12 protein-coding genes are annotated in these 18890 nt (G+C 40.7%); 9 read left to right on the top strand and 3 right to left on the bottom strand.

Going from position 1 to position 18890, the window contains the following annotated elements; translation table 11 throughout:
- The first annotated feature begins 2 nt into the window (after positions 1-2).
- The 5 genes from YYK_RS06015 (at position 3) to YYK_RS05995 (ending at position 8883) form a co-directional block, all read left to right on the top strand.
- Positions 3-3368 carry an FtsX-like permease family protein gene (locus YYK_RS06015; RefSeq protein ID WP_012775222.1) on the top strand — a complete coding sequence of 1122 codons (3366 nt, stop codon included), beginning with the start codon at positions 3-5 and terminating at the stop codon, positions 3366-3368.
- A gap of 169 nt (positions 3369-3537) precedes the next feature.
- Entirely contained in the window at positions 3538-4845 is a 1308-nt protein-coding gene (locus YYK_RS06010; protein ID WP_014636651.1) for a hypothetical protein, read from the top strand.
- 75 nt (positions 4846-4920) lie between these two features.
- On the top strand, positions 4921-7557 hold the full coding sequence (gene polA / locus YYK_RS06005; protein ID WP_012027320.1) for a DNA polymerase I: 2637 nt from the start codon (positions 4921-4923) through the stop codon (positions 7555-7557).
- On the top strand, positions 7544-8326 hold the full coding sequence (locus tag YYK_RS06000; protein WP_012775221.1) for a lipoprotein: 783 nt from the start codon (positions 7544-7546) through the stop codon (positions 8324-8326). The genes polA and YYK_RS06000 overlap by 14 nt, the downstream gene beginning before the upstream one ends.
- Before the next feature lie 119 nt (positions 8327-8445).
- Positions 8446-8883, top strand: coding sequence for a CoA-binding protein (locus YYK_RS05995; protein WP_012027318.1), 438 nt, complete (start codon positions 8446-8448; stop codon positions 8881-8883).
- 295 nt (positions 8884-9178) lie between these two features.
- On the opposite strand, the gene YYK_RS05990 is transcribed toward YYK_RS05995, so the two are convergent.
- Entirely contained in the window at positions 9179-10021 is an 843-nt protein-coding gene (locus YYK_RS05990; RefSeq protein WP_012027317.1) for a DUF975 family protein, read from the bottom strand.
- A gap of 319 nt (positions 10022-10340) precedes the next feature.
- Between YYK_RS05990 and tgt the strand changes: the two genes are divergently transcribed.
- A complete protein-coding gene (tgt, locus tag YYK_RS05985; RefSeq protein WP_012027316.1) occupies positions 10341-11483 on the top strand; it encodes a tRNA guanosine(34) transglycosylase Tgt in 1143 nt (380 codons plus the stop codon).
- 38 nt (positions 11484-11521) lie between these two features.
- Here tgt and YYK_RS05980 read toward each other — a convergent pair whose 3' ends face one another.
- On the bottom strand, positions 11522-12607 hold the full coding sequence (locus tag YYK_RS05980) for a M24 family metallopeptidase (RefSeq protein WP_012027315.1): 1086 nt from the start codon (positions 12605-12607) through the stop codon (positions 11522-11524).
- Positions 12608-12816: 209 nt separating this feature from the next.
- Here YYK_RS05980 and ccpA point away from each other — a divergent pair, with 209 nt between their 5' ends.
- Complete coding sequence (gene ccpA / locus YYK_RS05975) at positions 12817-13821, top strand: catabolite control protein A (protein WP_004298830.1); 1005 nt, start codon at positions 12817-12819, stop codon at positions 13819-13821.
- 433 nt (positions 13822-14254) lie between these two features.
- On the opposite strand, the gene YYK_RS05970 is transcribed toward ccpA, so the two are convergent.
- Positions 14255-16267, bottom strand: coding sequence for a Spy0128 family protein (locus YYK_RS05970; RefSeq protein ID WP_014917269.1), 2013 nt, complete (start codon positions 16265-16267; stop codon positions 14255-14257).
- Positions 16268-16576: 309 nt separating this feature from the next.
- On the opposite strand from YYK_RS05970, the gene YYK_RS05965 reads away from it, so the two are divergent.
- Both YYK_RS05965 and YYK_RS05960 read left to right on the top strand, forming a co-directional pair.
- On the top strand, positions 16577-17575 hold the full coding sequence (locus tag YYK_RS05965) for an LTA glycolipid anchor biosynthesis glycosyltransferase, IagA/BgsA family (protein ID WP_012027312.1): 999 nt from the start codon (positions 16577-16579) through the stop codon (positions 17573-17575).
- Entirely contained in the window at positions 17576-18889 is a 1314-nt protein-coding gene (locus YYK_RS05960) for a glycosyltransferase family 4 protein (protein ID WP_012027311.1), read from the top strand.
- Position 18890 lies beyond the last annotated feature (1 nt).

Below are 18890 nucleotides of genomic sequence, written 5' to 3'. Positions count from 1 at the left end.
CTATGAAAAAGAAAATCTACTGGAAGGATATGAGACAATCTCTGCTTTCTTCCAAGGGGCGTTTTTTGTCCATATTTAGCCTGATGATGCTAGGAGCTCTAGCTTTGACAGGTCTGAAAGTAACAGCTCCCAATATGGAAAAGACGGCCCAAGCCTACATAGCCAGTCATCGAACGATGGATTTGGCAGTAATTTCAGGTCTGGGACTTAGTCAAGCTGACCTTGACGAATTAGAAACGATAGAAGGTGCTACTCTTGAAGCGGGCTACTTTAAAGATGTGGTTACTAATGAAGGTCAGACTGCAATTCGGCTGTTTTCAGCTCCCAAGACCCTATCGACCTATAAACTAGTAGAAGGGGAAGTGCCCAGCCAAAAGGGGCAAATAGCCCTATCAGCTTCTTTCAAAAATCGTTACAAATTGGACGATACTGTTCAAGTGACGGAGTCTGATAAGGATGGAAAAATCTTGACACAGACAAGTTTTACTCTTGTGGGCTTTGTCGCATCAGCAGAAATTTGGGACAATGAAACCATGGGCATGGCTGTAAGTGGTGATGGGCAGTTAGGTGGCTATGGCCTTGTTAGTCAGGATACCTTCAAATCAGAAGTTTACACTATTGCCCGTATTCGCTATGATGATTTGGTTGATTTACCATATTACAGTCAGGCCTATCAAGACAGGTTGGACCAGCACCAAGAAGACTTAGAAAAGTTATTGGCTAACAATGATGAACAACGATTGGCAACTATTCAGTCAGATGGACAGACAGATATTTCAAAAGGGGAAGAGGAAATTGCTCAGGCTCAGTCCCAGCTTGAACAGGCAGAGTCAGAACTGGAAACAGGGGAGGAGCAATTAGCGACAGGTCGCAGTGAGTTTGCGCGTGGTAGGGCTAAGGTTGTCCAAACGGAAGCTGAATTACGAGCTGCCCAAGCCCAACTATTAAAAAATAAGTTTGAATTGGAAGAAAGTAAAAAGGAATTGGACGGGCGTAAGGCTCAATTAGAACAGACTGCTTCATTTCTAGACGGCTATCAGATGGAATTAGAAATGTCAGCCCAGCAGTTAGAAGAGGCCAAGCAAGAATTGGATTCCCAAAATGCCCAACTGAGTCAGACCGCATCTCAGATTTCCACAGGGCGAGCTAGTTGGTTTCAAGCTCAGCAAGAGTTAGACCTTGAAATTGCCAATCACTTGCAAGAAGGTCAAACCCTCTCAGACTATCCTGACTTGTTGGCCAGACAGGAAGGTTTGGATGTTGAGAAAAGCCGATTAGACCAAATGGAATCTGCACATGAGCAGGCCAACCAAGCCTATTTACAAGGTTATGATTACTATCAAACCAAACAAAATGAATACAATAGCAATCTAGCCCAGTACCAAACTTGGAATCAAGAATATCAGGCAGGTTTGGCCCGTTATCAAGCAGGTTTGAGTCAGTATGAACAAGGCATTGCAGCCTACAATAAAGGAGTAGAAGACTATGAATGGGGACTGAGTCAGTTAGAGTCTTCAAATCAACTGCTCCGTCAGGAAGAACTCCGTTTGGAGGAGGCTGATAAAGAGTTAAGTCAAGCTCAATCCCAATTTTCTGATAAGAAAGCTGTGGCCGATCAAGAAATTAGCCAAGCTCAAACCGAGATTGCTCAGGCTAAATCCGACTTAAGTAAGCTGGCAAAAGCGCCCTATCAGGTCTATACTCGTTCAAGCCTACCAGGTGGAGATGGCTATACTACCTATAGCAATGCGACTAGGTCTATTGCTGCAGTGGGCAATGTCTTCCCAGTTGTTCTCTACCTTGTCGCAGCTCTAGTGACTTTTACCACCATGGCCCGTTTTGTCGATGAAGAGCGAACACAGTCAGGTATCCTCAAGGCCCTTGGTTATACGAATAGACAGATTATGGCTAAGTTCATTCTCTATGGTTTGGCGGCAGGTCTGGTAGGAACAATAGTCGGCATAATAGCAGGTAATCTCCTCTTGTCTCCACTTATTTCCGACATTATTACGCAGACAACTGTGATTGGACCAGCTAAACTTCATTTTTATCCCCTTTGGACAGGTTTAGCCTTGCTCCTATCTTTGGTTTCCTCGGTCCTGCCAGCTTACTTGGTGGCTCGTCGGGAGCTGACAGAAAAACCTGCTCAGCTACTTTTACCTAAGCCACCGGTCACAGGCTCCAGCATTTGGCTTGAAAAATGGCCGGCTATCTGGTCTCGTCTGAGCTTTACCCATAAGGTGACAGCCCGCAATATCTTCCGCTACAAGCTTCGTATGCTTATGACCATCTTTGGAGTAGCAGGGACCGTCGCCCTTCTTTTTGGAGGACTGGGTATCCGTTCCTCCATCTCAGGAGTTGTCCAACGACAGTTTGGGGAGCTGATCCATTATGATATGTTGGTGGTGGAAAATAGCAGAGCTACTGAGGAAGAGTTAGATAAGTTAACACATTTTCTTCAGTCAGATCAGGTTCGCCAATCCTTGCCAGTGGCTTTTGAACAGCTCAATCAAACGGTGGAAGAAAACGGTCAGAGAAAGAATTTATCGATTAGTCTCTACATTTCAGACCGTCGGGATTTTGGAAATCAAGTCAGTCTGGAAAGCTCGACAGGTCAGCCTATTAAACTGAGTGACAGGGGGATTGTCCTCACAGAAAAATTGGCGCAAATTTACGGGGTCTCAGTTGGTGATAAGTTATCACTGACCTTGGAAGATAAGGAAGTTTCAGTCAGGGTAGAGGCTGTGGCTGATATGTACGCAGGGCATTTTATCTACATGACAGATAGCTACTACGAACAAGTGACCGGCAAGCAGAAGACTGCCAATGCCTATTTGGTTCAATTGAAAGACAGTCAGTTGGGGCATATTCAGACTCTTGCAAGTCAACTCCTAGCGATGCCAGCAGTCAGAAGTTTGGTTCAAAATACTTCTCTTATAGACATGCTTACCACGATTGCAGGCTCGCTTCAGACCATCATGACCATTCTAGTCATCCTATCCATCTTGCTCGGCTTGGTTATTCTTTACAACCTTACAATTATCAATATGTCCGAACGGATTCGTGAATTATCCACCATCAAGGTGCTGGGCTTCCACAATAGAGAGGTGACCATGTACATCTATCGTGAAACCATTGCCCTTTCGCTGATTGGTATGTTGGTTGGACTGGTTGGCGGTATTTATCTCCACAAGCTCCTTCTTGCCATGATTGGTTCGGACAGTATCCGCTTCAATCCATCTGTCGGACTAGAAGTCTATCTCATTCCTATCTTAGCCATTAGTGGAATTTTGTCTGTTCTTGGTTGGTATGTCAATCACCATCTGAGAAAGGTTGATATGCTGGTGGCCTTGAAGTCGGTTGATTAAAACAGTCTGGGAATAGACTGTTTTAACCCGAGCCTAAAAACACGAAAGCGGATAGTCTGTATTGTGAACTAATTTGAAATATGAGAAACACAGCTATAAAGCAAAAAAATCCTAGTGCATCTAGGATTTTTCTGTAAACACAAGTCTAGAAGTGTGCTATAATCATCTCATGAAAAAAATAAGTGATTTAGGATTAACAGGTCGAAAATTAGTTGGAGAAGGTCTAATCTTAGTCTTCATCGGTATTGGATTTTTAATTGCTGGTTGGCAATTTCCAGGACTGATTCTTCGATTTGTTCACGCAGGTCTATTCTTTTTAGCTTTATATGAATTGAGCATGACATTTTTCAGAAAGAAGAAATCAAGTGAAAGTGTTATTGCGCTAGTTGGGAAGGCTGTTCTTTTCGGGATCCTAGCCAGTCTCGATTTAGCTGTTCAAATTCCCCTCTATTTCGCGGCTATTTTTGTTGGGATTTATCAACTTTTTACAGCTCTTATCAATTTCATTACTTTTTACCTATATCGAAAAGATGGGGTACAGCCACGGATTCGCTATTTAATAGATGGAATTTGGTTATTCTTACTAGGTTCAGCTTCCCTATTTGTGTCAGGCACACAGCTGGTTGTTCAAACAATTGTCATCGGAGGTTATCTGATCTTGTATGGACTAACTAATCTGCGTGATGGTTTCTTGTTTGAGGAGGCGATTGAGCAACAAAATCTTAAGCGCCATGTCCGTTTGCCTCTACCTTTATTTTTAGCAGCTTTGATTCCTCGTATGACCCTGCAAAAAGTCAATGATTACTTGGCGGATAATGAGGGACAAACGGCTCAATCTATCTATAACCGCCACAAAGAAATTGCGGAGCTTCCAGCATTAGAAGTCTTTGTGCATGTAGGTGAAGAGGGTTTTGGGGCTGTTGGACATGTTGATTTGAGCTATAAGGGACGAGTGTATGGTTATGGTTCATACGATGTCCTGTCTGAGCGTTTGGGTGGTGCGATTGGTGATGGAGTCTTGTTCAAAGCAGAGCGCCAAGCCTATATTGACTTCTGTAATCAAGAAGGAATGACCATGTTAGGTTACCAGCTGAGCTTAAGACCAGAGCAAGAAGAGGCAATAGAAACTCGATTGGCTGAAATTGATAATCTGCTTCTTCCTTGGAATCCAAGTCCTGAAAAAGTATCGAAAACGGTAGATGGGCAGCCGATTGAAATGTATGCCTATCGAATGAAAGAGGCAATACATGCGGAATTATTCAAATTTAGAAAGTCTAAATTTAAAACCTATTTCGTCCTATCTACTAATTGCGTTCTTCTGGCTGATTCTGTGATTGGACAAGCTGGAACCGATATACTTGGTATGCATGGATTTATCGCACCCGGAACCTACCAATCTTATCTGGATCAAGAATTTGAAAAGCCACATAGTTTAGTAGTCGCAAAGAACATTTATTATCGAAAAGAAAAATCCTAGTCACTGACTGGGATTTTCTGTTATTCCAGCTCTCTAAGTTCCACAAAACTCCCCCATCCATGCTATAATAGAGACATGAAAAAAAATAAATTATTATTAATCGATGGCTCTTCTGTAGCCTTCCGTGCCTTCTTTGCACTCTATAACCAAATCGACCGCTTCAAGAATGCCAACGGTCTGCATACCAACGCCATTTACGGCTTCAATCTCATGCTGGACCACATGATGAAGCGGATTGAGCCGACCCACATTCTTGTGGCTTTTGATGCTGGAAAGACCACTTTCCGTACGGAGATGTATGCAGACTATAAGGCAGGTCGTGCCAAGACTCCAGACGAATTCCGTGAGCAGTTTCCTTTTATCCGTCAGATGTTGGATGCCATGGGAGTCAAGCATTACGAACTGGATCAGTATGAGGCAGACGATATTATCGGTACCTTGGACAAAATGGCAGAGCGGACAGACATCCCTTTCGATGTGACCATTGTTAGCGGTGATAAGGATTTGATCCAGCTGACTGATGAGAACACCGTAGTCGAAATTTCCAAGAAAGGCGTTGCCGAATTCGAAGAATTTACCCCAGCCTACCTCATGGAAAAAATGGGGATTAGCCCTACTCAGTTTATTGACCTCAAGGCTTTGATGGGAGATAAGTCCGATAACATTCCTGGCGTGACCAAAATCGGTGAAAAAACAGGTCTAAAACTCCTGACAGAATTTGGTTCTTTGGATGGTATCTACGAAAACATTGACAGCATGAAGGCTTCTAAGATGAAAGAAAACCTGATTGCTGATAAGGAGAAGGCCTTCCTATCTCGTACACTTGCTACCATTGATACTCAGGCACCAATCGAAATTGGTCTGGATGACATTGTTTATCAAGGCCCCAAGGTGGATGAACTGGGACAATTTTATGATGACATGGGCTTCAAACAATTAAGGGCTCAGTTAGGTACGACCAGCTCGCAAGAGGAAGCGGTGCTCGATTTCCAAATCGTAACGGAAATCAGCCCCGCTATGCTCAAACAAGACCAGTTTTTCTATTTTGAAATCTTGGGTGAAAATTATCACCGAGAGGATTTGGTTGGTTTAGCTTGGGGAGATAAGGAGAAAATCTATGTCGGAGGGCCTGAGCTACTTGATAGTCCAGTCTTGCGTGACTTTTTAGAAAGCCAAACCATAAAAACCTATGACTTTAAGCGTGGAAAAGTTCTTCTCGACCGAAAAGAGATTAAGCTACCTCCAGCTACTTTCGATAGCCGTCTAGCCAAATACTTGCTTTCCACCGTTGAGGACAATTCCCTAACAACCATTGCCAACCTCTATGGTCAGACCAGTCTTGTTCCAGATGAGGCAGTTTATGGCAAGGGTGCTAAGTTAGACTTGCCAGAACGCGAGATCTTTTTCCCACACTTGGCACGTAAGGTTCAGGTTTTGATTGAGACAGAAGAGCCGATGTTGACCAAATTAGAAGAAAATCAGCAATTAGATCTTTTGTTTGACATGGAGTTGCCACTAGCAAATGTTTTAGCTAAGATGGAAATTGCTGGTATTAAAGTGGAAGCTGAGACTCTCAAAGCTATGCAATCTGAAAACGAAGTTTTGATTGACCAGTTGACCAAGGAAATCTATGAACTAGCTGGTCAGGAATTTAATATCAATTCGCCTAAGCAGCTTGGGACCATTCTCTTTGAAGATATGGGACTACCATTGGAATATACCAAGAAAACCAAGACAGGCTATTCAACAGCAGTAGATGTCTTAGAACGATTAGCGCCAATTGCACCAGTTGTTTCAAAAATCTTGGAATACCGTCAGATTACCAAGCTTCAATCAACTTATGTAGTCGGCTTGCAGGATGCCATTTTAGAAGATGGTAAGATCCATACCCGCTATGTACAGGATTTGACACAAACAGGTCGTCTATCTTCAACGGACCCTAACTTGCAAAATATTCCTGTTCGTCTAGAACAAGGGCGCTTGATTCGTAAGGCATTTGTGCCATCGCTTGAAAATAGTGTCCTTTTGGCATCGGACTATTCACAGATTGAATTGCGCGTCTTGGCTCATATTTCTCAGGACCAGCATTTGATTGAGGCCTTCCAGCAAGGTGCAGATATTCACACTTCGACAGCTATGCGGGTCTTCGGTATCGAAAAAGCTGAGTATGTGACACCAAATGACCGTCGGAATGCCAAGGCTGTAAACTTCGGTGTCGTCTATGGTATTTCAGATTTCGGTTTATCTAATAACTTGGGGATTACACGTAAGGAAGCTAAAGCCTATATCGATACCTATTTTGAACGCTTCCCAGGAATTAAGAATTACATGGAAACCATTGTTCGTGAGGCACGTGATAAGGGGTATGTAGAGACGATTTACAAACGCCGTCGTGAATTACCAGATATAAACTCTCGCAATTTCAATGTCCGTAATTTTGCGGAACGAACAGCCATCAACTCACCAATTCAAGGTTCGGCCGCAGATATTCTCAAAGTAGCCATGATTAATCTCGACAAGGCTTTGACTGAAGCAGGTCTTGCGACACGTATGTTATTGCAAGTACACGATGAGATTGTTTTGGAAGTCCCAGTGGCAGAGCTAGAAACGGTAAAAGCCATGGTAAAAGAGACTATGGAATCGGCGATTAGCCTGTCTGTACCATTGATTGCGGATGAAAATGAAGGTTCAACATGGTATGAAGCAAAGTAAGAAAGGAAAAAGTATGAAAAAATTAATTCTTTGTATTGGTCTATGTAGTCTTCTACTTGCAGGTTGCGGAAAAGCATCGCAGAAGACTGAGAAAACACCAGCTTCTTCAGGGGAAGAGTTTTCAACCACCTTACCGATTTTGCAAGAAAAACAGGATACTACGAACGAACAGTTCAATGTTTTAGCAAATGCAGAGGTTGTAGCTGTTAATAGTACACCACCTGCCGACGAAACACAAAAAGGCCACAAGATTTATGCGGCCAATAATGGTGTTGCTGAAAAAGATGAAAATGGGAATATCAAGGAATATTTCCGTTATTATGATGTGCCATCTACTTGGACAATTAATGCAGAAAATACTAAGGATGAGACGGTCGCTGCAGTCTACGATGTTAAAGAGGGGGGAAGCAATTACATGGTTCAAATCTATAATATCAATGCTTTTAATCAGTCTCCATTGGAAGACGGTCGCAATATGACGCCGGAGGAATTAGAAGCACGGATGGTTGAAACAAATCATTCTTTCAGTGAAAAGACGGTTGTCACAATCAATGGTCAGGAATGGCAGGTTGGGCGACAGTTATTAACAGATCAAAAATTAGCTCGTCTGACTTTTTATCGGATGGAATCAACAGCTGCTTATGATGACTCCGTGGTTGTGGGTTCAATCTATTATTCCTTAGATCCAGGAGATGATAAAAAGCGTACCAATCTTAAAAAGGTTATCGGCCAAGTTAAGGATGTTGTGTACCAAATTGCTAAAAAATAATCAAGGTAGACAAGCTATAATCAGTAACGAGTTAAAACTGACAAGATTGTGTTATAGCACACCTTATTCATTAAGCTTTTATTGATTCTAACATTTAATATACATTAAAGGAGGTCTCTATGTCTTATTCCTTCCAAAATCCTAGTCAGGACATTATCTTTGACTATCTGAAAAATGCTAAGACCATTGCAGTGGTCGGTTTGTCTAGTCGAGAAGAGACGGCAGCCTACCGCGTTTCCAAGCTCATGCAGGAAGCGGGCTATAAAATTATTCCAGTTAATCCCAAGGCTGCTGGTGGGACTATTTTAGGCGAGTTGGTCTATAGTAGTCTAGCAGAGATTGACCAACCTATTGATATTGTAGATGTTTTCCGCAGAAGTGAATTTTTACCAGAGGTAGCACAGGAATTTATCCAGTCGAACGCCAAAGTTTTCTGGGCTCAACTCGGTTTAGAAAGCCAAGAAGCAGAAAAACAATTGCGTCAGGCAGGTCGTAACGATATTGTCATGAATAAATGTATCAAGATTGAATATCTTGAAATGAAAGAACAATACTAATAAGTCGGGTATATTTATCCGACTTTTTTCATCGAAAAAGCAGCTCAATGAACCATTGAACTGCCGGATGACTCTAAGGAGGAGCACTTAGAATTGGAATAAATTACTACACATGGCGTAAAAAATAGAAAGGAAGAAATCTGCTCCAATACCAAGCAGGCTAAAATAGTCCTTTGTCGCTCCTCAGTCATAGTATAACACAATCCAAATGTTTGTACCAATTATTACTATATTTTTTTTCTTAAATATAGACATAAAAGCGTATATAAAAATAAGAGCAAATATCGCTCTTATTTTATACGTAACTCATTTTCTTAGCCTGATCATCTAAAATTTCTTCATGGAAGTGCATTTGTGCAGCATAGTGATACGGCCATACATATAAACCAGCCAGGCCAAATGTAATAATGACAAGAAGGAACCAGCCGATGAAGGATAAATCAAGTGTAAAGCGTTTAAACTTGTAACCTTTCATCAACTTTCGACTAGATTTAATGATTGAAAAGGCACCTGTATATTCTTCGCGTTCCAATTGTTCAAACAAGATATATTCTACCTGTGAGTAAGCATAGATTTGTGGAATATAAAGAGCAATTCCTAAAACCATAAGTAGGATACCTCCCATGGCCATTAGCCCTAGTATGGCAAGGATTTCCATAGGAAGTGCATCAGGGTCTAAGGATTGACTGGATGCAGCTATAATCGTAATCATCGTTCCAGCACCGATAAGTAGACCGATACCAAGGTAAAACAGTAGTCCCCAAAGGAAGAGCAAGAAACTTTTTAAAATGTAAGTTCGAAAGATTTTCCAGAAATCTTTATGATTGAAAATGCTCAAGGAATCTTTGAATGATGTGGTAGTTTTGCCCCCTTTGATGATATTGAAGATAGTCCATATGACTGATAATGACAACATTCCTAGTAGCAATCCGTAAAATACTGGAAACAAAGAGGTAGAAATAAAGTAGCTCGGACTAGCAAGTTCCTCAGCCGACACTCCAGCAAGGCTATTGCGAGAGAAAGAAATTAACTGAACGATAACAGAAATAGTGACGGGGATGACGGCCACTTGATAGATACCAGGTGTCTCGTTTAGCGTTTGGCGAGCCCGCTCACGTATATTAGAAATTGTAAACATCTACATAACCTCCTTACCCAACATTGTAACATAATTCTAGATGACAAGCTAGGCTTTTTTTGATAGACTAGAAGGTGCTGTGGGAATTTGTCAGTTTGTTGTGATGCGCCTATCTATTTACTATTAAATAAGTAGAAGAAAAGGCAAATATCACTGAAATAAGCGAGAACATTAAAGACATTCTGATAGATTAGACCATGCAAGATTGAGAAACTGTATTTCCAGGTAAAGTGCTTTTATGGATGGTATGAAAGAGCTGAACTGTGAATCCAGAACTAATATCCTAGGACTGTTTTTCCTAGCGGGAGGTAAATAAAACATGACAGATGTTCCAATCAAGTATCGCTTGATTAAGAAAGAAAAGCACACAGGTGCACGTTTGGGCGAAATCATTACCCCACACGGGACCTTTCCAACCCCCATGTTTATGCCAGTTGGAACTCAGGCAACGGTAAAAACCATGTCGCCTGAAGAATTGAAAGCGATGGGTTCAGGAATTATCCTATCTAATACCTATCATTTGTGGCTTCGTCCAGGTGACGAATTGGTGGCGCGTGCAGGTGGTTTGCATAAATTTATGAATTGGGATCAACCGATTTTGACTGACTCAGGTGGTTTCCAGGTTTATTCTTTGGCGGATAGTCGCAATATCTCAGAAGAAGGTGTGACCTTCAAAAACCATCTCAATGGTAGTAAAATGTTCTTGTCACCTGAAAAAGCTATCTCAATTCAGAATAATCTTGGTTCGGATATTATGATGAGCTTTGATGAGTGTCCGCAGTTCTACCAGCCTTATGACTATGTAAAAAAATCCATCGAAAGAACAAGTCGTTGGGCAGAACGTGGTCTCAAGGCTCACCGCCGTCCGCATGACCAAGGTTTATTTGGTATTGTCCAAGGTGCTGGTTTTGAAGATCTTCGTCGCCAATCAGCCCATGATTTGGTTAGCATGGATTTTCCAGGATACTCTATTGGAGGATTGGCTGTTGGTGAAACACATGATGAAATGAATGCTGTACTGGACTTCACGACCCCTCTTTTACCGGAGAATAAACCACGCTATCTCATGGGTGTTGGAGCACCAGATAGCTTGATTGATGGCGTAATTCGTGGGGTTGATATGTTTGACTGTGTATTACCAACACGTATTGCGCGTAATGGAACCTGTATGACCAATCGTGGACGTCTTGTAGTGAAAAATGCCCAGTTCGCTGAGGACTTTACACCGTTAGATCCAGAGTGCGATTGCTACACATGTAAAAACTATACACGTGCGTATCTCCGCCATTTACTTAAGGCCGACGAGACGTTTGGTATTCGTTTGACAAGTTATCACAACCTCTACTTCTTGATTAATTTGATGAAAAATGTCCGTCAAGCAATCATGGATGACAACCTTTTGGAATTCCGTCAAGACTTTATGGAAAAATACGGTTACGGTAAAAACGGCAGAAATTTCTAGAATAAACAACCTCCTACAGATTTGTAGGAGGCTATTTTTTATCCTTCAAAATACAGTAATTCTTTTGGTGTTTTTGTAAAGACTTCAAAGCCATTTTTGGTAACGTAACCACAATCCTCGATACGAACACCAACTTTTCCAGGGATGTAAATACCTGGTTCGACAGAGAAACACATACCTTCTTCGATGACCAAATCATTGCCTTCCATAATCGATGGGAATTCATGGACACTCATTCCCAAACCGTGACCGAGTCGGTGGTTGAAGTACTCGCCATAACCTGCTTTTTCAATCACAGAGCGAGCGGCATAGTCAATCTCGCCAGCAGTCACACCAGGCTTAATCATATTGACAGCTGCCATGTGAGCCTCCAGAGTCAAGTTGTAAATATCTTTTTTAAACTGATCGGGTTTACCGACAGCGACAGTCCGTGTCATATCAGACGTATAGCCCAAAGCTTCCACGCCTAGGTCGAACAATAGCAGAGCGTTATTCTCGATTTTGTTTGTTGAGGGAATACCATGTGGATTTGCGGCATTGTCACCTGTTAAGACCATGGTCTCAAAGCTCATTTTTGAGATGCCTTGCTTTTTCATTTCAAATTCAATCTGAGCAATAATATCAGTTTCAGTTACATCGAGTGAGATGTTATTGAAACCAACCTGCATAGCCTTATCTGCAAACTCTCCAGCAACCAGCATTTTTTCAATTTCATCACGAGACTTGATCAATTTCATAGTATTAATCAGAGGTGTAATGTCTGAAAATGGTTGGCTAAAGATAGACTGAAGACCATGGTAGCGGGTTAAATTCAAATTATCAAATTCTGCACAGATTGCTGAGAAAGATTTTTGTGGCAATTTGCTCTTGATAATCTGCCATGGATTTTCTGAGTCCATATAGCCGGCTACAGGAAAATCAACAGTCGCAACCGCACGCTCTACATCCAAGGCAGGGAGAAAGAGTAGTGAGTCGTGGTCAGGCATAACAAAGAGCATCATGTGGCGTTCATGAGGATCACTATGATAGCCAGTCAGATAATAGATGCTAACTGGATCAGAGAAGATGGCCAAGTCCATTTTGTTGGCTTCTAAGTAGGATTTAACATGATGTAATTTTGACATAGTGGAGACCTTTCTAGCATGTAGTGGTAAAAAAAGTGAAATTTTCGTTTATTATATAGACTATTGTTTCAAAAAATGAAAAAAATTGCAAGTATTATCAAAAAAATAGAGTTTATCTCTTGAAAGTGGTTTCAAAAAGTGATACACTATACTTGAGTGAAAGCGTAATTTTCATAGAACCAGAACTATTGAAAGGGAGTACATAACGTATGTTAAACACTGACGATACGGTAACGATTTATGACGTTGCCCGCGAAGCAGGTGTATCCATGGCGACAGTATCGCGCGTGGTAAATGGGAATAAAAACGTAAAGGAAAATACTCGTAAAAAAGTATTAGAAGTCATCGACCGCTTGGATTATCGTCCGAATGCTGTTGCACGTGGATTGGCCAGCAAGAAGACTACCACTGTGGGGGTTGTGATTCCAAATATTGCTAATGCTTATTTTGCAACCTTGGCCAAAGGTATTGATGATATTGCCGATATGTACAAATACAATATCGTCCTAGCAAACAGTGATGAAAATGATGAGAAAGAAATCAATGTGGTAAATACCCTATTCTCAAAACAGGTGGACGGAATCATTTTCATGGGCTATCATTTGACAGACAAGATTCGTGCGGAGTTTTCACGCTCACGTACACCGATTGTTTTAGCTGGTACCGTGGACTTGGAGCACCAATTACCTAGCGTCAATATTGACTACGCTGCCGCTAGTGTTGATGCAGTCAATCTATTAGCTAAGAACAACAAGAAAATTGCCTTTGTATCAGGGCCGCTTGTAGATGACATCAACGGTAAAGTTCGTTTTGCAGGCTACAAACAAGGCTTGAAGGACAACGGAATCGAGTTTAACGAAGGATTGGTTTTTGAATCCAAGTATAAATACGAGGAAGGCTACGCTCTAGCAGAACGTATTTTGAATGCCGGAGCAACTGCAGCTTATGTTGCAGAAGATGAGATTGCTGCAGGTCTATTGAACGGTGTCAGTGATATGGGCATCAAGGTTCCGGAAGATTTTGAAATCATCACAAGTGATGATTCCCTAGTGACTAAGTTTACCCGTCCAAACCTGACCTCTATCAATCAGCCACTATATGATATTGGTGCAATTGCTATGCGCATGCTTACCAAAATCATGCACAAGGAAGAGTTGGAAAACCGTGAGGTAGTTCTTAACCACGGAATCAAAGTACGTAAATCAACTAAGTGATAAATATGGGAGTAGCCGGATAAGATATCTTATTACTCCGCCCCCTCACTCTATCAAACATTATAATCATTTAGTTTATCTTTTATTACTTTGACGAGCGAGGAAATATTTCCAACCTAGAACGGCCTTTAGGCTGTTCTAGCAACCTGTAGCTATTGAGGCAAACTTGCTTCGACTTATCTCCAGCCTTCAAAGGTTCGGAGAACCTTTGAAGCGAGTACTAAAAGCAAACGAAATGGCTATACTAACCGAAAACTAAAAGATTATAAAAAATAAATATAAAGCCCTCGCTAGATGTATAAGCTTAGCGAGGGCTTTGTGGTTGATTTTAAGTCTGTCACACTCTGTAAGTTGTGCGAGATGTTGAAGCGAATCTAGAGAAGCAGTACTGGACTTGTTCTCATCCTTTAGAACTGTATCAGTTAGGTGATTATTATAATTTACGTTTACGTGTAAATAACGCAATTGCAAGCCCGATAATACCACTTGTCAATAACCATAAACTTCCTTTCTCACCAGTTACTGGTAAGATTTGCTTAGCAGTTTCGGTTTTAAATGTTGAAGTCTCCTGCTTGTCTGTTTTTTCAGTTGTTGGTTTAGTGTTTGAATTTTCTTCGACTGTACCATTTTGGTTGTTCTCATTAACAGGTATCTGTTTTTTAGAGGTTTCGATATTTTCCTTCTCTTTATTAGCCATTTGCTTTTCAGGTGTTACGGCATTGTCCTTCTCATTAACAGGCATCTGTTTTTCAGAGGTTTCAACCTTATCGTTCTCTTTATTAGCCATTTGTTCTTGAGGTGTTACGACCATGTCGTTCACAATGCTTGGCATCTGTTTTTCAGAGATTACAACCTTATCGTTCTCTTTATTAGCCATTTGTTCTTGAGGTGTTACGACCATGTCGTTCACAATGCTTGGCATCTGTTTTTCAGAGATTACAACCTTATCGTTCTCTTTATTAGCCATTTGTTCTTGAGGTGTTACGACCATGTCGTTCACAATGCTTGGCATCTGTTTTTCAGAGATTACAACCTTATCGTTCTCTTTATTAGCCATTTGTTCTTGAGGTGTTACGACCATGTCGTTCACAATGCTTGGCATTTGTTTTTCAGAGGTTTCAATATTATCCTTCTCTTTATTAGTCATTTGCTTTTCAGGTGTTACGGCATTTTCGTTCACAACACTCGGCATCTGTTTTTCAGAGGTTTCAATATTATCCTTCTCTTTATTAGTCATTTGCTTTTCAGGTGTTACGGCATTTTCGTTCACAACACTCGGCATCTGTTTTTCAGAGGTTTCAATATTATCGTTCTCTTTATTAGTCATTTGCTTTTCAGGTGTTACGGCATTTTCGTTCACAACACTCGGCATTTGTTTTTCAGAGATTACAACCTTATCGTTCTCTTTATTAGTCATTTGCTTTTCAGGTGTTACGACCATGTCGTTCACAATGCTTGGCATCTGTTTTTCAGAGGCTTCAATATTATCCTTCTCTTCATTAGCTATTTGCTCTTTAGGGGGTTCGATATTTCCCTTCTCTTTACCGGTCATTGCTTCCTTAGAGACTTCATTATCAGTAATAACGCTATCCGTGGTTGGCGCTATTAACTTCCCAGGATTCAAAATATTCTCGAAGATTTGATCGCTATTTTCATAAGTCACTGTTGAGACTAGTTGTCCGTGATTGTTATCTTTCACAGTAACAGTGGCCTTAATATCTGATTTGTCATAGATAATATCGCCAAGTCCACCATCAACTTCTGAAACAGTGTAGGTATAGGTTCCCTCTTTTGTAAATGTTAGGGCACTAAAGTTTACAGAACCATCTGCTTGATTGCTTACCTTTTCGATTTCATCGCCTTTTTCATTTTTTAAAACAAATTCGAATTCACCGGTGTTTAAGGTACGTCCCTCGAGGACTTTTTTTATCGAAAGACTAGCAGCAGCTGGAGCAGGTGTATAGAAATTGTTAAAGACATTGTCATTATCAATAAATTCGATCATTGCCTGTAATTGCCCGTTTCGATCTTCTACAGTTATTTTTGCTACAATATATTTCGAATCATACTCAATACCACCAAGCTCATCTTTTACTTCTGAAATTGTATACCAGTATTTGCCAGGCTTATCGAATGATAGATTTTTAAATCTAACTTGACCCTCTTTTGTATTTTGAGCTGTATCAAGGACAGGGAGTTCCTCGCCATTCGCTTCTCTAAGCTCAAATTTAAATTCATTTTCTAGAAGCTCACGACCAAATAGTCGTACTACTGCTGGTATTTTGACATTAACCGCCTTTGAAGTAGCCTGTCCCCCATCAGGTTGTTTTGCGCTGATGATGGTATTTTTTACTTCTTGTGCCGATACATTATTCACTAGAGCAACAGTTCCAAATAATACTATTCCTGGTATTAGGAGCGATGTTCTCCATTTCTTAGTATTCATTATCCTTTTTTCCTTTCTCAAAGCATGATTTATGTAGCTAATCTGTGTCGTTATAACATGCAAATTTTACATCTAAAGTCCTCAATAAAATTTGAACACTTAGTGCCAGAATGTGCACCATTCGTAAATTATAACATCTTCTAAAAAACATTCAAGCTGTCCTTCTGTTTTTAAAATCTGTTTTATCTGTTTTTTATGTAATCATATATTTGGGATTATATTCTTTAGTATTGGCTTTAATTGATACAAAATTCGTGTAGAATACAGTTTAAAATATGAAAAAATGTAAAAAAGGGCTATAATGGTATTATGAAAGTACTATTGTATTTAGAAGGTAAAACTGTTTTAGAGAAATCAGGAATTGGCCGGGCACTTCAACACCAGATGGAAGCGCTAGATATGGCAGGCATTCCTTATACAACAGACCTGCTGGGAGATTACGATGTCATTCATATCAATACCTATGGTCCACGCTCCTGGTTATTGCTACATGCAGCCAAACGGAGTGGAAAAAAGGTAATCATGCATGGACATTCCACGAAGGAAGATTTTCAAAATTCCTTTATCGGTTCGAATACCCTAGCTCCTTTTGTAGGGAAATATCTAGCAAGCATGTACCAAAAGGCAGACTTTGTCATCACTCCTTCAGAGTATTCAAAAAAACTCATCCAGTCTTACGGTGTGACAACGCCAATTATAGCCGTTTCGAATGGTATTGATTTAGATAAATATAAGAAGGATGAACGCAAGGAAGCAATCTTTCGAGAGCATTTTAAAATTGAAGAAGGGCAGCCGGTTGTTGTCTGTGCAGGACTCTACTTTCGACGTAAAGGAATTGAAGACTTTGTCAAGGTAGCCGAAAAGATGCCGCATGTCCGCTTCATTTGGCTCGGTTCAATCAATAAGTGGCTGATTCCGTCATATATTAGAAAAATTGTTGAGGGAGATCATCCAGCGAATGTCGAGTTTCCAGGTTATTTTAAAGGTGCTGTTTTTCAAGGTGCAATGAGCGGAGCGAATGCCTTTTTCTTCCCATCGTATGAGGAAACAGAAGGGATTGTTGTTCTGGAAGCTCTTGCTAGTCATCAGCATGTTGTTCTAAGAGATATTCCAGTTTACGATGGTTGGATTGACGAAAACGTTGCCGAATTGGGACATACAGTGGATGATTTTGTCGATTCTATTCAGAAAATCTTAGACAAGCAGGTTGATAAACGTGAGGCGGGCTACCAGGTTGCGGTTAGTCGCTCGATTGACAATGTTTCCCACCAATTGGTGGATGCCTATCGACAAGTATTGGAGATGTAAATGCGGATTGGATTGTTTACGGATACCTATTTTCCACAGGTTTCAGGAGTCGCGACTTCGATTCGGACTCTTAAGACAGAGTTGGAGAAATTGGGACATACGGTATTTATTTTTACGACGACAGATGAGGATGTGAATCGCTACGAAGATTGGGACATTATCCGAATTCCTAGCGTACCTTTTTTTGCCTTTAAAGATCGTCGAGTGGCCTACGCAGGTTTTACAGATGCCTTAAAAATTGCAAGTCGCTATAAACTAGATATTATTCATACTCATACAGAATTTTCTTTGGGGATTTTGGGGAAAATGATTGCCAAGGAACTAGATATTCCGGTGGTACATACTTATCACACCCAGTATGAAGACTACGTACACTATATTGCCAAGGGGAGGATTATTCGTCCCGGGATGGTTAAATATTTAGTACGGGCATTTTTAAAAGATTTGGATGGGGTAATTTGTCCTAGTGAGATCGTTGAAGATCTTTTAATGAGTTACAATGTTCCGATTTCTAAACGAGTAATTCCGACAGGAATTGACTTGGCAAAGTTTGATAGACCAGAAATTGGCAAGGATGAAACAGATGAGTTGCGGGAACAGCTAGGAATTGCTAGTGATGAAACGATGTTGTTAAGTCTGTCTAGGATTTCTCACGAGAAGAATATCCAAGCAATCGTTCAGGCAATGCCAAAAATTTTGCTGGAAAATCCAAAGGTGAAGTTGGTCATTGTCGGAGGTGGACCTTATACAGATGATCTTCAGGAAATGATAGCGGAGCTTAATCTAGATGAACATGTCCAGTTGACGGGAATGATTGCACCAAGTGATACAGCACTTTATTATAAAGCTGCGGATTTCTTTATTTCTGCTTCGACCAGTGAAACACAGGGACTAACTTTCTTAGAAAGTTTAGCTTCTGGAACTCCTATTTTGGCACATAGCAATCCCTACTTAAAAAACGTTATAACAGATAAGATGTTTGGGACGCTCTTCATTCGAGAACAGGAGTTGGCAGATGCCGTCGTTGAGGCAATTGTTGCTACACCACCAATGAATCCGTATGTGCTTGATAAGAAGCTCTATGAGATTTCTTCTACGAATTTTGGACGTAAGGTTTTTGAATATTATCTAGATTTGAAGATTTCGTATGATTTTAGAAAAGAACATACTAATCAAGATAGCGTAGCAGAAGCTTTGATAAAAGAGGCTATTTACCTACCGCAAAAAGTAGTAGTTAAATCAACAGACACGACAGCAAAAATATTGAAAAAATCAGTCGAACAAGTAAAATCAATCCGGAATTTCTTTGAATAAT

This window comes from Streptococcus suis S735, from assembly GCF_000294495.1.
GTDB classification, from domain to species: Bacteria; Bacillota; Bacilli; order Lactobacillales; family Streptococcaceae; genus Streptococcus; species Streptococcus suis.
This window is presented reverse-complemented; position numbering and strand designations above follow the sequence as displayed.